The organism is Mycobacterium sp. DHQP2018-32-09 (assembly GCF_058148405.1).
In genome coordinates this window covers 48,049-62,709 of the sequence record NZ_JBYVYK010000008.1, presented here as the reverse complement: position 1 = coordinate 62,709, position 14,661 = coordinate 48,049, and the positions used below count along the sequence as shown (strand labels likewise).

The 14,661-nt window shown below is 64.2% G+C and carries 9 protein-coding genes and 1 pseudogene; 5 read left to right on the top strand and 5 right to left on the bottom strand.

The features are described from left to right. Window positions 1-5: 5 nt before the first annotated feature. The 5 genes and pseudogenes from AC30CM_RS06075 to AC30CM_RS06055 all read right to left on the bottom strand — a co-directional run bounded on the left by AC30CM_RS06075 (window position 6) and on the right by AC30CM_RS06055 (window position 7,875). Complete coding sequence (locus tag AC30CM_RS06075) at window positions 6-2,765, bottom strand: helix-turn-helix transcriptional regulator (protein ID WP_490115931.1); 2,760 nt, start codon at window positions 2,763-2,765, stop codon at window positions 6-8. A gap of 61 nt (window positions 2,766-2,826) precedes the next feature. After that, the gene (locus AC30CM_RS06070) at window positions 2,827-4,257 is read right to left on the bottom strand and encodes an ATP-binding protein (protein ID WP_490115930.1); all 1,431 of its coding nucleotides are present in this window, start codon (window positions 4,255-4,257) and stop codon (window positions 2,827-2,829) included. Further along, complete coding sequence (locus tag AC30CM_RS06065; RefSeq protein ID WP_490115929.1) at window positions 4,248-5,342, bottom strand: aldo/keto reductase; 1,095 nt, start codon at window positions 5,340-5,342, stop codon at window positions 4,248-4,250. The genes AC30CM_RS06070 and AC30CM_RS06065 overlap by 10 nt, the downstream gene beginning before the upstream one ends. Before the next feature lie 450 nt (window positions 5,343-5,792). After that, the gene (locus AC30CM_RS06060) at window positions 5,793-6,647 is read right to left on the bottom strand and encodes an LLM class flavin-dependent oxidoreductase (RefSeq protein WP_490116006.1); all 855 of its coding nucleotides are present in this window, start codon (window positions 6,645-6,647) and stop codon (window positions 5,793-5,795) included. A gap of 237 nt (window positions 6,648-6,884) precedes the next feature. Beyond that, a pseudogene (locus AC30CM_RS06055) lies at window positions 6,885-7,875 on the bottom strand (IS481 family transposase). A gap of 1,192 nt (window positions 7,876-9,067) precedes the next feature. Here AC30CM_RS06055 and AC30CM_RS06050 point away from each other — a divergent pair. From AC30CM_RS06050 to AC30CM_RS06030, 5 genes are read left to right on the top strand one after another with little or no spacing between them, the layout of a single operon-like run. Beyond that, a complete protein-coding gene (locus AC30CM_RS06050; RefSeq protein ID WP_490115928.1) occupies window positions 9,068-9,862 on the top strand; it encodes an enoyl-CoA hydratase/isomerase family protein in 795 nt (264 codons plus the stop codon). After that, window positions 9,855-11,183: an MFS transporter gene (locus tag AC30CM_RS06045; protein WP_490115927.1), complete on the top strand. Its 1,329-nt coding sequence runs from the start codon at window positions 9,855-9,857 to the stop codon at window positions 11,181-11,183. Before AC30CM_RS06050 ends, AC30CM_RS06045 begins: the two co-directional genes overlap by 8 nt. A gap of 33 nt (window positions 11,184-11,216) precedes the next feature. Continuing rightward, complete coding sequence (locus tag AC30CM_RS06040; protein WP_490115926.1) at window positions 11,217-12,671, top strand: NAD-dependent succinate-semialdehyde dehydrogenase; 1,455 nt, start codon at window positions 11,217-11,219, stop codon at window positions 12,669-12,671. Then, the gene (locus AC30CM_RS06035; protein ID WP_490115925.1) at window positions 12,668-13,432 is read left to right on the top strand and encodes an SDR family NAD(P)-dependent oxidoreductase; all 765 of its coding nucleotides are present in this window, start codon (window positions 12,668-12,670) and stop codon (window positions 13,430-13,432) included. The genes AC30CM_RS06040 and AC30CM_RS06035 overlap by 4 nt, the downstream gene beginning before the upstream one ends. Then, complete coding sequence (locus tag AC30CM_RS06030) at window positions 13,429-14,658, top strand: CaiB/BaiF CoA transferase family protein (protein WP_490115924.1); 1,230 nt, start codon at window positions 13,429-13,431, stop codon at window positions 14,656-14,658. The genes AC30CM_RS06035 and AC30CM_RS06030 overlap by 4 nt, the downstream gene beginning before the upstream one ends. Window positions 14,659-14,661 lie beyond the last annotated feature (3 nt).

Sequence of the window (14,661 nt, the reverse complement as noted above, 5' to 3'; positions counted from 1 at the left end):
GCGCGTCACACGTGCCCTGATGGCGGCAGCACCAGATGCAACTGGGTACGCGAGGTGATGTCGAGTTTTGCGAATACTTTGCGCAGGTGATACTGCACGGTCCGCGCGCTGATGAACAGGCGTGCGCCGATGTCGATGTTGGACAGTCCTTCCGAAGCCAGCCTCGCGATCTGAGCTTCCTGTGGTGTCAGCTGTCCGGCACCCGGTGACATCTCGCGTTTGTGTGCGGTCTCCCCGGTCGCCTGAAGCTCACGGCGCGCCCGTTCCGCGAACGCCTGCATGCCCATCTCATCGAGCATGGTGTGAGCCAGGCGCAACTGCGTCCGCGCCTCGACGCGCCGTCGTCGGCGTCGCAGCCATTCCCCGTACAGCAGGTGGGCGCGGGCGAGTTCGGCGCGCATGCGGGTGCGGCCCAAGCGCTCAATCGCCTCTTCGAAAGCCGCGCCGGCGGACTCCCCGTCAGTGACCATCGCCCGGGTGCGCGCCTCCATTCCGCACCCCCAATCCGAGGCAGCCACACTGGTGTACTCGCGAAGACGCTGCTGGGCCTGCCGCGCGATCACCGGTTCGCCGCAGCGCGCCGCGGCCTCGACCAGTTCAGCCAGAACCCACGCGGTACCACCGAAATCGGCGGAGCTGTCGGCATTGCGTTTGGCGACCTCCATTGCGGCGCGGTAGTCACCGATCCCGTTGTGCACCACGGCCTGGGCCCGTTCATATCCGGTGAGTCCGCCGCCATCGCCGCGCCGCGCCACGTCAGCGGCCGCTCGACGCACTAACCTGTCCACTTCCGCGCGGTCACCGCGGAACGCAGCGAGAGTCAACGCTGGGTACGGCGTGAACGCATCACCCGTCGCGGCGGCCACCGCCTCGAACTCATCAACCAACGTGGTCACTGCGGTCAAGTCACCGGTGAACAAGAGAATCACCGCACGCGCGCTCAACGCCAGCGGCATCTCACTCAACGCCCCCGACGTGCGGGCCAGGTCGAGATGACTCGTCGAGAGCGCAAACCAACTGTCGTCGTCCCAGTTCACGATCGCGGCGACGTGCGCCATCCACAGCAGGTGCAACCGCTCCTGCGTCGACCGGTCGCCGCGGGCGGCCCGTACACCGGCACGCAGCGTCGGCAACGCCGCGGCGTGCCCTTCGGTGTACAGCAGCGCGAAGCCGTCCAGGATCAGATCGGTGCTGCGGCCACTGGACTGCACCGGGGACTGCCTGACCGAGTAAGCGATGTCGCGCACACCGCAACCACTGGAAAATCGTCCCGCCTCTACCGCCGCAGACATCGCCTCCAGGTACGTGTCCCGTGATTGGTCACCGTCGACTCCTTCGAGTCCCTGTGCTGCCCGCAGCAGCAGCGCCGGTGAGTCGCGGCCTCGACCGGTGACGTAAGCCATCTGCGCGCGCAGCAGGTCGACGTAAGCCTGCTGTGCCACGTCGATCGCAGACTGCTCCACCATCGCCAGCAATTCGGTTGCCGAATTCAGCGCGCCCGCTTCCACATTCGCCGCCGCAGCTGCCAGCGCACGTGCCGTGCGCCGAGCCGGATCCATCGTCAACAGGGCGGCCCGCTGATAGAACGCTGCGGCCGCCGCCAACCCACCGCGCGCCCGCGCCCGGCCCGCCGAGGAGTCAAGCTCGTCGGCAACGGTGTCATCTGGCCCGGGGGCGGCCTGCGCACGATGCCACGCCCGGCGGTCCGGGTCGACCCGCTCGTCGGTAACGGCGGCGAGGGCAGCATGGGCCTCCTGCCGGGCGCGCAGCGGCGCCGATCGGTAGGTGGCCGAACGCGCCAATGGATGACGGAACCGCACCCGTATCGCGAAGTCCGCCAACCCCGAGTGCACTGCCGGTGTCGCTGCGTCGGTTCCGATTCCGAGGCGAACTGCGGCGCGCCACAACAACGCGGGATCGCCCAACGGCTCGGCAGCCGCGAGTAGCAGCAGCTGTTGGGTATCGGCGGGCAACGCCGCTACCTCCCGGCGGAAGCGTTCCTCCACCGCCGCCGACAGCTCCGCTGCAGCGGGCAACCCGAAACCGCCCGCCAGGTCCTGCGCGGACAGACCTCGGGGTAGTTCCAGCAGACCCAGGGGATTACCGCGAGTCTCAGCGACCAGCTGCGCGCGCACACGCTCGTCCATCGGTGCGGTCAAAGCCGTGTCCAACAAGGCATGCGAATCGGCATCAGCTAGGCCCGTCAGTTCCAGCCTGGGCAGAGTACGCATTCCGGGGTGATGGCTGCGGGTGGCAATGATCAGGCCCACCGACTCCTCATCAAGTCGGCGTCCGATAAATGTCAAGGCCTGAACCGACGCCTGATCGAGCCACTGCAGGTCGTCGACAATGCACAGCAGAGGCCGCTGCTCGGCGGCGTCGGCGAAGACCTCCAAGACGGCCAGACCGATCATCAACCGGTCCGGCGCCGGTCCTGCGGTCAACCCCAGCGCCGTACTCAGCGCTTCGCGTTGCGGCGGTGGAAGGTGATTCACGTGATCGAGAAGTGGCGCGCAGAGTTGCTGGATGCCGGCGTAGGCCAGTTCCATCTCCGACTCGACACCGCTGGCACGCAGGACGACACAGTTCGGCGCATGAGCGGTGAATTCGTCGAGCAGGGCGGTCTTGCCCACTCCGGGATCGCCGCGGATCACCAGGGCCCGGCTCGCACCCGACCGGACGTCGGTGAGCAGGCTCTGCAGGGCGGAGAGTTCAACCCCCCGCCCGATCAACGGGGCCCGCCGCGGTCGCCTCGTTGCGCTCACCCCAGGGTCACCCCTGATCTGCGGCCGGCCGACACATGCCGCAGATCCTAGCCAGGTGGTGTCAGCCGCCGAGGTCATCACGGCCGCCGGGTAGAACGGTGATGAACCGGGTGTCACCTGGCTGCGATTCCACCCACAGGTGTCCCCGATGTTTGCGGACCACCCGGCCCGCTAAGTCCAGCCCCAGCCCCTGGCCTGAGCCGAACGGCTTGGTGGTGAAGAACGGGTCGAAGATCTGTTGGCGCAGCTCGCCGGGCACCCCGGCCCCGGTGTCGCACACCTCGACGCACACACCGCCGCCGTGCCGCCGTGCGCGCAGCGTGAGAGTGCCCGGGCCTACCCCGATGGCGTCGACCGCGTTGTCGATCAGACAGGTCCAGACCTGGTTGAGTTCGGCCGGCCAGCAGGAGATGACCGGCACGTCGTCATCGAACGCCATGACGACGGTGACACCGGCAAGCCGGTGTGCGAGCATCGCCACCGTGCTGCTCAGCAGTACCCGCACGTCAGCGACGTCGAACGGTGACCGGTCCAACTGTGTGTACTGCGCAGCGTGGGTCAGCAGCGCAGTCATTCGAGCAGTTGAGTCCATGATCTGCCTCGTCAACACCGTGGTGTGAATGGCGTGATGTAACCACGGCAGCGCGGTGGTCAGCGCGAGGCCGACCCCCTCGACACGCCTCGCCACCAACTCCAACCAGGACACGTCAAAGCCAGCTTCGGCGAAGTCCACCGCGACGTTGCGGGCCTGAGCCATGCCGCGGGTGTGGAGCCAGTCTTCGAGGGCTTCCTCGGCTTCGGCCTCATACAGCGATGATCGCCGCGGCATCGCCGACACCAGTTCGACGGCAGCTGCTCCCATCTCGTCCAGGGCGGCGATGGCCGCTGGACTCAGTGCAGTGTCGGCCGCAGCGGACAGCAACGCCCGCCTCGCGCCTGCGGCGCGGGCATCTAGTTGCGAGGCAGCGCGTTGGGCTGCTGAGGCCGGGTTGTTCAGTTCGTGCGTCAAGCCGGCGGTCAGCACATTCAGCTGTGCCAGTCGGTCGTGCGGGCCGACCACCCGGGTCAGTGTCAGCTGTCCCTGAAGTGTGCCAATCAGGAAGTGGCTGGCCATCGTGAACTCCTCGTGCATGAACCGACCGAGGACGCAGGCGTCGATGACGAACATTCGCGACGGCGCGACCACGCACACGGAAATGTCGTAGACCTGGGCTCCGGGCACGACCGCGTTGACCGCGCCGAAGAACACCCCGGGCTGCTCCGTTCTGAGCACTTCGATGTCGGTGCCTGCGGCGCGTTTGGACAGGGCGACTTCCCCGTTGACAAGCACATACAATTTCTGCGCGGGGTCACCCTCGCACAGCAGAGGGCCCGGCTCCAATGTACGGACCTCACCATGGCGGCACAGTGTGTTGAACTGGGTATCGGTGAGCGTCTCGAACAGGAACAGCGTGCGTAGCTCTTCGACGACTTCGGGCTTACTTACACCCAATTGCGCACTCCAAGAGCGTATCCGGCAGGTTTATCGGCCACCTTGGTGCCGGTACTGATGAGCTGCTGCTGGTACTGGGGGGTGAACATCGAGTAGAACGACTGCATTTCGGGAGCACCGGCCTCGTCGAGGGTGGCCCGAAGGTCGGCCGGGATCTCGAAGTCCAGCGCAGCCATCGTGCCCGCCAGTTGTTCGGCGCTGCTGGCGCCGACGATGGCCGCGGCGATGCCGGGTTGGGTAGCTACCCAGTTGATGGCGACTTGCGCCATCGTCACTCCCAGCTTGTCGGCGACCTCTGACAGCGGTGCCAGCAGCTGCCAGTTCCTGTCCGTCAGTGCCACGCCGGTGCCGCCGGTGACGCTGAGACGTCCGTCCCCACCGAAGCCTTTGTCCTGGGCGTGGTACTTGCCGCTGAGGAACCCCTGCGCCAAAGGGCTCCAGGCGGTGACCCCCAGACCGAGGGCCTGTCCCAACGGTATGTGCTCGAGTTCGATGGTGCGGTCGATGAGGGAGTACGGCAATTGCAGATTGATCAGCGGGGTGAGCCCGTTCTCCAATGCGTAGGTTTGCGCCTGCGCCGCATACCAGGCCGGGGTGTCGGAGATTCCGGCGTAGCGAATCTTTCCGGAGCGCACCAGGTCGTCGAAGGTGTGCATGACCTCTTCGACAGGAGTGATGCGGTCCCAGGTGTGCAGCAGGTACACGTCCAAGTAGTCGGTCTTGAGCCGTCGCAACGAAGCTTCGACGGCGCGCATCATGTGCTTGCGGCCATTGCCGCCGCCATTGGGGTCTCCCGGGAACATGCTGTTGGTGAACTTGCTGGTCAACACGACCCGATCACGGGAACCGGTCTCCTCCAACAGCTGACCGAGAATCGTCTCGCTCTCTCCGGCGGTGTACATATCCGCCGTGTCGATGAAGTTGCCGCCCGCATCCAGATACTGCTGAAGGATCGGGCGCGACTCGTCGATCGTCTTGCCGTAGGCGGCGTGATATCCAGCCAGCCCGAAGTTCATGGTGCCCAGGGCGAGGCGACTCACCCGCAACCCTGAGCGCCCCAGAAGGTAGTACTGATCAATCGTCATGCCTTCGCTCCATTCGATTCCTGATCCCGGTGTGTTGAACGCATGACCCGAGACACCCATTCACCCCTGAGCCTGCCCAGTCGCCGCCCTCCGCGGTATCCGCCAGATGGCCAGTCCAGCCACGGGCTGTCATTGGCCTCGGCATTTCCCCTGGTGGCGACACCTACCGACCGATGCGCTCACGCCAACGCCAAAAATTCGCCCAGCAGATCCCAACACCGGTTCGGGAAGCGATACCCGGACCGGCCGTCTGCACGGTCTCGATCCCCGGCGCGGCGCCGGGGATCGTCGGTGACGGTGGCCGGCGCGGTGCCGCCAGCGAAACGCACGTGAGGGTGACTTACGCCTTGTTGATTGGTCGAATAGTGAGCAGGTAGTTCCGGAACAGGCTGCTCACAATTCAACCGGAACCGACACGGCGGGCCTCGCCAATAGAGTCGGGCGGCGCCGTCACAGCCGGAGAGCGTCAGCCAACCTGCCAATCTCGGCCACGTCGGGTGACGTAGGGCAGAAGACGAGTTCGTGTACGCCCATATCCTCGTAACGATCCCGGACGGAGGCGACCTCTCGCGCGCTAGTCGCGACGCCAGAGACCATTGTGTCGACGTAATCTGGTGTCGCCGAATAGTAATCGGCGACATAGGCTCGCGCGCCATCGTCGTCGGCAAGACCGTAGTAGGCGACGCCTACCAGGTGTGGCTCCCCAGCACGGCCCGCCTGTTGCCACGCCGCACGCGCGCCGTCGAAGAACGGGGAAACTACGGTTGCAGGCAGTCCGGGCCCGATGTATCCCCTGCCCCACATCGCCATTCGCGCCATCCCTACCGGGGACATTGCACCAAAAAGCAGAGGTATCTCGGGAGTGTCCTTCGGTACGATTGGATCGTGCCCTCGCCCCATCGGCACACCGGCCCAAAGCTCGCGCAATGTAGGAAGATCCTGATCCAATCGGCGTCCGCGACCTGACATACCTCTCCCGGAAACTGGAAAATCGTCAGCGCGGATGCCGACACCGACGCCAAGCGTCAGACGTCCGTTGGAGATGCCCGCGATACCAGCGACTTCCTTCGCAAGGAGCGACGGCGGCCATGCAGGTGCGATCAGGACGGCGCTCAGCAACTTGACCGTTTTTGTAACCGCTGCTGCCGCAGCCAAAGTCACGGTATCGCTGACACCCGGGTATCCAAACCTGCCAAAGGAGGCACAGGACGAAAACGACGCTCCCTCCGCCTCGATCGCCCACTGAGGAATCGAGGCGGCGGTTATATTCCGAATGGCGTTGGGCAAGCCCACGCCGACCATCATGCTCACTACACTCTCCCGTCGCCTTCACCATCGATGTCTCGGAATCCCAGTCCCGTCGCTTGAACGTACGGCCGTGAGTTTTCATTCAGCCCTGACAACGCACGGTGCGAGAGCTGCCCGTCCATCGCATCGATGACGCATCGCCATGTGGCCGGAACCGAACTCTTGCATCTCCCAACCAGGGTCCGCAGTCGGCGACCAAACCAGATCGGTCTAGTGAGCGTCCGCCACGCTCGGCTAGCTGTACTGACCTGAGAGGTTAGGTACGAGGCTGGCCGGTGGTTGACCGCCGAGTGCTGTGTGGCCGCGGTGGTGATTGTGGTTGTGCAGCCATCGCGGGTACTCCTGGCAGCGTTGTTCGTCGCTGGTGTACAGCCGGGCGTAGGCCCACTCATCGGCCAGGGTCCGGTGGAATCTCTCCACCTTCCCGTTGGTCTGCGGCCGACAGGGTCGAGTGCGCCGAAGTTCGATGTCATCGCCTAGCGTCTTGCGGAATACATGCGACCGGTAGCAAGATCCGTTATCAGTCAACACCTTTCGAACAGTGATTCCCTGTTCGACGAACCAGGCGTTGGCGCGTTCCCAGAACTCGGAGGCGGTCTCCTTGCGTTCATCGGCCAGCATCTCGGAGCAGACCAGACGGGAGTGCGCATCCAGCGCGGTGTGTAGGAAGTGATAGCCCCGCAAACGCCGTCGGTACTTATTGGTGGCTCCGGTCTTGTCGGCCTGGGCGTTGCGCTTACCTGCGGAGCGACCCAGCATCTTCCAGCCGCCGCCGGCCGGGGATCTTTCCCAGCTTCTTGACATCGACGTGCACCAGATCACCGCACGCCGCAGATTCCACGCGGCGCACGACGGGGCCGGTGGCGCGGTCGAGCCAGCGCAGTCGGGCGATCCGGTAGCGGCGCAGCACGTTGGGCACCGTGGAGACGTTCAGTCGCAGCAGGTAGGCGATTCGGGCCGGTCCCCGACGGCGGGTGACGCGCACCCCGATGATGCGGCGTTCGGTCCGTGTCGGGGTGCGGTTGGGGCTGCGATGGGGTCGTGAGCTGCGGTCGGCCATTCCGGCCTCGCCCAGCTCGACGTAGCGGTCCCTCCAACGGACGGCGGTTCCTACCGATACCTGGGATCGTTCGGCCGCGCGGCGTAGCGACCAGCCATCATCGACGATGCACCGAGCCAGCCTCAAGCGACTCGTTTCGGACAAACGGGCATTTCGGTGAACCACGAAGACCTCCGAGGTGGGTTGGTGCGTTCCTAGACAGCTCGCACTTCACTCGGAGGTCTTCGCCTTGTCACCTCACCACGCCGTGCCCAACGTCCGTGGTCAATACAGCTAGCCGACGGGGAGATCACTGCGTGCCCGGCAGCCCAATCGCCAATGGCGATTCCGCCTCTCCGTCAACGATGTCTGAACATTTGGGTCGAGAAACCGACAGTGAAGTTGATTGCCAACCACATCTCGTCCGGCAACGACCCTCTCCGTCCAGCTCAAAATCTCACCTTGATGTCCATTTGGACATCGTCTGGACATTGCGGCTGAGAAAAGGACATCGAACTTGAGAAGCCACAGACCCTGTGGCTTCCCAAACTTCGTGACCGCCGCGGCGTCCCTGACGTGCGCTGATAACAGCGTTCCCATACGATGTCCACCCCCAAAAATCCCACTTTGATGTCCACTACATCAGTGGCGCGAAAACGGGCCTGCGAACCGTTGGCTTCTGGACACCTACACCGAACCTCATTCCGTCACTGTGATGCAGCTCCTCGCACCGCCACTAAACGCCTCTGGTGGACCAAACCCGTTGTACAACTATTGATTTCGTGCTCCTTTTGCACGACGCGCTCGGGGCTCAAATCTTGCTCCACGAAGGACGGGGCAAGACGACGTTGCAATCGGCACTCGGCGTGCAAAAGATGTGCGACTGGGGCCCACGGCGCTGCCTCCACGACGAAGAACAAGAACTTCGACTGGTGACCATCGCTTCGAATTCGTAGCGCCGAGGGATCTTTCTGTGACAGGGCGTAGTTGTAGCTCACTGATTGAGCTGAGTTGACCTCCGGCGGCAGTAGAAGACGTTGGTCCTCGGGTGCAGAGGACTGCCCAGACCAGCCAGAGACGGGCCGCAACGAAGTCGAGAAGACCTCAATTGTGGACCCCGGGCGACCAGACTGCAGGTGGCGATCCGGCCCGCCCCGAGATCCACCGGCGAAATCGGCCAAGGTGGTCTACCTACCGCTGCGGCGGTACCCCGGCGTGCGCTTGATGGCGGCACGGCCGGCATCGGACGACCTGACGGCCTCAAACATCGACACTGGCGACCGGGCGTTCGTCGAACCACATCCAATAACAGGTATTGCGCCGATCACAAAACCCATATACATTCCGTTACCGACACGGAACGTATACCTGGGGTCAGATGACTGAACATCACGACAGTGTTTACACCGAACGCGTCGAACGGGTGAGCACAATTGTTTTGAACCGCCCTACGCGGTTGAATGCGTTGGATGACAACGCAATCTGGTCGCTGGCCCGTGCTGTCGAGGATGTCGGTGCCAGTGATACATCGGTGGTCGTGTTCACCGGAGCGGGAAGAGCTTTCTGCGCCGGAGGTGATCGCCAGACCTTGGCGTCGCACGGCACTGTCCTACAACAGGTGGCCTCCCTCACCCAGAAAGGCGCGCTGATATCGGCGATCCGCGACCTCCCCCAGGTGACGGTTGCCGCCATCAATGGAGCGTGCGCCGGTCTGGCCGTCGGCATCGCCGGCGCGTGCCAACTGCGCTATGCCGCCGACACGGCCGTGTTCAACACTGCCTACCTCACCCTCGGCCTCTCTGGAGATTTCGGAGTCGCTGACACGCTCGTACACACCATCGGCGAAGCCGCCGCGCGCGACTGGATGTTGAGGCCCCGCAAGATCACCGCCGAGCAAGCGATGGCCCAAGGTTTTGTTCAGGACGTGTTCTCACACAGGTCATTCGACACTGAGATCAGGCGTGCGGCAGCTGCGATCGCGGCCGCCCCGGCGGCGGCGCGTGACGGCATTCTGGACAACATTGTCGACGCCGGCAACGCCGGCATGCCCTTCCCCGACTACCTGATAGCTGAAGCGCGACGACACGTTCACGCCAAAGCCACCACCGAAGCGCTTCGCATCACCCCACCACCTCCGACTTGCCGAGATGCAAAGGAGCATCCCCATGCCTGACGCCGCACCGTCCAGAACTTCCGCACCACCTGACCTGGGCGCGGAGAACGAGTCCCGCCGTCGCCGTCGTGCCCTACTAGGCGCGAGCATCGGCACCGCCATCGAGTATTACGACTTCACCGTATATGCGTTCCTGGCTACCACGCTGGCAGCGGTGTTCTTCACCAGCGACGCCCCCGGGGTCGCACTTCTGTCCACATTCGCGGTGTTTGCCGTCTCGTTCTTCGTGCGGCCGCTAGGCGGGGTCATGCTGGGTCACCTGGCCGATCGCATAGGGCGCAAGAGCGCGTTGAACATCTCGGTGATCGGCATGGCCGCGGCGAGCTTCTTGATCGGCGTCATTCCCAGCTACGCAAGCATCGGCATCGCAGCGCCCATACTCCTCGTCGTGATGCGCTGCTTGCAAGGCCTGTCGGCTGGAGGCGAGTTAGCCAGTGCTGCATCGTATGTCGCTGAAGAGGCGCCGCCTGCCAAGCGCGGGTTCCTCACCAGCTTCGTCAACCTCGGCACCATGATCGGCACCCTCTGCGGATCGTTGACGGTAGCGCTGCTCAAGGCGGTACTACCGACTGCGGACTTAATCGAATGGGCCTGGCGCATACCCTTCTTGATCTCGTTGCCGCTGCGCATCGTCGCTCTGGTCATCCGGTCCAGAATGGACGAGTCCATCATGTTCGAGACCGCTGCGAAATCTGGCGCAACACGGCGCACGCCACTAGCTGACCTGCTGCGCCGACACGGCCGCGGCGTTTTCAACGTAACCGTCGTCAACCTTTCGTCCTTTGCGGCCTACTATCTCGCATTCACCTACATTGGTGCATACTTCGAGACCCAAGACATTATGAGCGCCAGCGGTGCCGCATGGTCGAGCACCATCACTCTGTCGCTGGCCGGTGCAGCTCTTCCGTTCTACGGCAGGCTTTCTGACCGCTTCGGACGACGCAAAGTCCTCATCGCGGCCAACGTCGCCTTCATCGTAACCGCGTACCCAGCCTTCTTGCTCATGGGACTCGGGGCCGTGCCCGCTGTGATCGCTCTGATTGTGCTCGGCCAACTGGAGGCGCTTTACATGTCGACACTGCTAGCCACTTACGCAGAGATGTTTCCACTGCGCGTTCGTGTCAGCGGCTTCGCCCTCGGCTACAACATCTCTTCGATCCTGGCCGGTGGTACGGCCGCCTACGTCGCCACCTGGCTGATCTCCACTACCGGGAGCGCGAACTCTCCGGCCCTATTTCTCGTCGTGGCAGCATTGTGTTCCTTGCTGGGAGCGCCGTTCCTCACCGAAACTGCCGGCACACCGCTTCCGCTCGATGACTGACGCCTTTCTTCCCCAGACAGGACACTCACCACGATGGTCGACTACCCACAACCACTGCAGTATCTGAGCGGAGCCTTCACCCGCGGCGACGCCGAAGACGCCACTGCGGTGCTCAATCCCTCCGATGCATCGACACTGACTCAACTGCAGCACATCAGCGCGGAACAACTCGACCACGCCTTGGCTGCCGCCGGAGACGCCTTCGTAGGCTGGCGGGCCACACCTGCGGCGCAGCGCGCCACGCTGCTGCACCGTGCCGCCGACCATCTGCGAGAGCACGCACAGGACACGGCCTGGCTGTTAAGTCTCGAGCAGGGCAAACCGCTGCACGAATCGCACGCCGAAGTGCAGGTGGCGTCAGAAATTCTGGATTGGTATGCCGAAGAGGGGCGGCGCTGCTACGGCCGTGTGATCCCCGGCGCACCGGGAGAGCGTCTTTTGGTCCTGCAGGAGCCAGTGGGTCCTGTGGCCGCGTTCACGCCGTGGAATTTTCCGTTGACCAGTTCCGTGCGCAAGATTGGCGGCGCCTTGGCCGCAGGCTGCACCATCATCCTCAAACCGTCAGAGGAGACTCCGGCGTCGGCCATGGCGTTGTTCGCCGCGCTCGACGCCGCGGGGGTGCCCGCCGGAGTAGCACAGCTTGTTCTCGGTTCCCCAGAGCACATTTCGACACATCTGCTGTCGAGTCCGGTCATTCGCAAGCTGTCTCTCACCGGTTCGACAGCCGTCGGACACAAGCTTGCGCATCTCGCGGTCGACCGCGACATTGTCACCACGATGGAGCTGGGCGGCAACGCTCCGGTCATAGTGTCCGACGACGTTGATGTCGATGCTGTGGCACGGGTGTTGGCGGCGGCGAAGTTCCGCAACGCGGGCCAGGTCTGCAACGTACCGGCCCGCTTCTTCGTCCATAACGGTATCTACGAACGTTTCCTGGAGGCTCTGACCGGGATCGCCGACGCACTGACCGTCGGACCGGGTACCGACCCGGACACCGAGATGGGACCTTTGGCGAACTCCCGCCGTCACAACGCCATGCCTGCACTGGTGAGCGAAGCCGTAGGTCGAGGCGCGACCATCCGAGCCGGCGGGCACATACTGAACAGGTCCGGATTCTTCTTCGCCCCCACCGTCTTGGCCGACGTTCCTGACACCGCAGCGGTAATGGCTGAGGAGGCCTTCGGACCAATCATCCCCGTCAGCAGCTACACCTCCCTCGACGAGGCCATCACCCGGGCCAATCACAGCCCCTACGGGCTGGCCTCATTCGTGTTCAGCGCATCGCTGCGCGACGTCACCCACGTCTCCGAGCAAATCGAGGCGGGAATGGTCGGGATCAACACGACGGTCATCTCACGAGTCGAGACGCCGTTCGGTGGCATCAAAAGCTCCGGCCATGGACGCGAAAGCGGCACTGAGGGCGTCGAGTCCTACCTCTATCGCAAGACCGTCCTGCAACATCCACCACTTATTGGAGACCCCGCATGAGCGACTCAACAGCGGAGCCGGTAGCAATCATCACCGGCGCCGGCAGCGGGGTCGGTGCGGCATGCGCACATCGATTCTCCGCTGCTGGTTACCACGTCGGCCTGCTCGACCGTGACGAACACAGCGCCCGCGAGGTCGCTACCGCACTCGACGCCACTCTCACCCGTGTGCTGTATGCCCGCGTCGATGTTACCGACAGCGCCGACATCGCCACCGCAATCCGAGCCATCGACAACAGGTGGGGGCGCATCGATGCGGTAATCAACAACGCGGGGGTCCCCCATCCGGCCACTGACTTCGACAAGCTGTCCGACCAACAGTGGACGTCTGCGTTCGAGGTCAACGTCCGCGGCATCGCACGCGTAACCGACGCCGCGCTTCCGCTATTGAAGCGCTCACGCGGCGCTGTGGTGAACGTGACCTCGGTGGCGGGAGTTCGCGCCCGCGCAGGGCTGGCCGCTTACTGCGCCTCCAAAGCCGCCGCCATCTCGCTGACCCAGACCTTGGCCCTCGAACTCGCCCCCTACGGAGTCCGCGTCAATTCGATAGGCCCCGGCGCGCTTGACACCCCCATGTTCGGCAGCTTCCTTCGGCCCGGCGAGACGGTCACCCACGGAACTGAGCGCTACGCCCAGGCAATCCCACTGGGACGGCTGGGCACCGCGGCCGAGATCGCCGATGCCGTGGTGTGGGCGGCCAGCAAACACGCCGGTTTCATGACCGGCCAGACCATCGTCATCGACGGAGGAAGAGCCATATGACGACATCGAGCACCACTACCAACAGCGCCGCCCTGGCCGGCATCAAGGTAATCGACCTGTCCCGCGTACTCGCCGGCCCCTACGCCACACAGATGCTCGGCGACCACGGCGCCGAGATCATCAAAATCGAGGCACCCGCCGGCGACATGACGCGGGAATGGGGCCCACCCTTCGACGATTCCGGGATCAGCGCCTACTTCGCCGGACTCAACCGCAACAAACGTCATGTAGCCCTTGACCTTTCGAGAACAGCCGGCCAAAGCATCATTCACCGGATGATCAGCGACGCTGATGTGGTGGTCGAAAACTTCAAACCCGGCACCATGGAGCGGTGGGGATTGGGCGCCACCGAACTGTTGCAACGACATCCGCAGCTCGTCTACTGCAAAATCTCCGGGTTCGGCGAAACCGGCCCGATGGGCGGAAAACCCGGTTACGACGCGGTGGTGCAGGCCTACAGCGGAATCATGCACATGAATGGGGAAAGCGGGCGCGGACCCATCAAGGTCGCGATGCCCATCGTCGATCTGACCACCGGCATGCTGGCTTTCGCCGGCATCCTGCTCGCCCTGCATGAGCGAACCACTTCTGGGCGCGGTCAAGTCGTGGACCTCTCACTGCTAGACAGCGCCGTGAGCCTGCTGCATCCCGCTGCGGCCAATTACTTCCTTGACGGCCAGACACCGCCTCGCCTGGGCACCGGCCACCCCAACGTCGCCCCCTACGAGACTTTCGACCTGCCCGACGGAGAGCAGCTCTTCATCGGCGGCGGTAACGACCGGCAGTTTCACGCGCTCTGCACGTACCTGCGCGTCCCTGAGCTGGCCACCGACCCCCGATTTGCCACCAACGCCGCACGGGTAACGCATCGCCGCGAGCTCAGCGCCGAGATCAGCCGGTTGATGAGTGACCTCGACCTCAAGGCAGTCTCCGAAGAACTTCTCTCCCACGGAGTTCCAGCGAGCAGGGTGCGGCCACTACCTGAGGTGATGCAGGACCCCCAAATTGCCGAGCGCGCTATGGTGGTCGATCTGCCCGGTTACCGCGGCTTAGGCATTCCGATTAAGTTGAGGCGTACTCCCGGACACATCGCCACCCCACCCGCCCAGGTGGGTCAGGACACCGTAGCGGTTCTCGAGGACTACGGGTACGACACGCCGACTATCGAGACACTGCTGAGCACCGGAGTGGCCGTCGGCGGCGCCCCTCAGCCGGCGGAACCGTGAGCG

Coding starts and splice junctions, on each gene's coding strand:
- AC30CM_RS06065 (WP_490115929.1), bottom strand. CDS start 5,342: ATGACGATTGATCAGTACTACCTTCTGGGGCGCTCAGGGTTGCGGGTG.
- AC30CM_RS06060 (WP_490116006.1), bottom strand. CDS start 6,647: ATGATGGTCGGCGTGGGCTTGCCCAACGCCATTCGGAATATAACCGCC.
- AC30CM_RS06050 (WP_490115928.1), top strand. CDS start 9,068: ATGACTGAACATCACGACAGTGTTTACACCGAACGCGTCGAACGGGTG.
- AC30CM_RS06045 (WP_490115927.1), top strand. CDS start 9,855: ATGCCTGACGCCGCACCGTCCAGAACTTCCGCACCACCTGACCTGGGC.
- AC30CM_RS06040 (WP_490115926.1), top strand. CDS start 11,217: ATGGTCGACTACCCACAACCACTGCAGTATCTGAGCGGAGCCTTCACC.
- AC30CM_RS06035 (WP_490115925.1), top strand. CDS start 12,668: ATGAGCGACTCAACAGCGGAGCCGGTAGCAATCATCACCGGCGCCGGC.
- AC30CM_RS06030 (WP_490115924.1), top strand. CDS start 13,429: ATGACGACATCGAGCACCACTACCAACAGCGCCGCCCTGGCCGGCATC.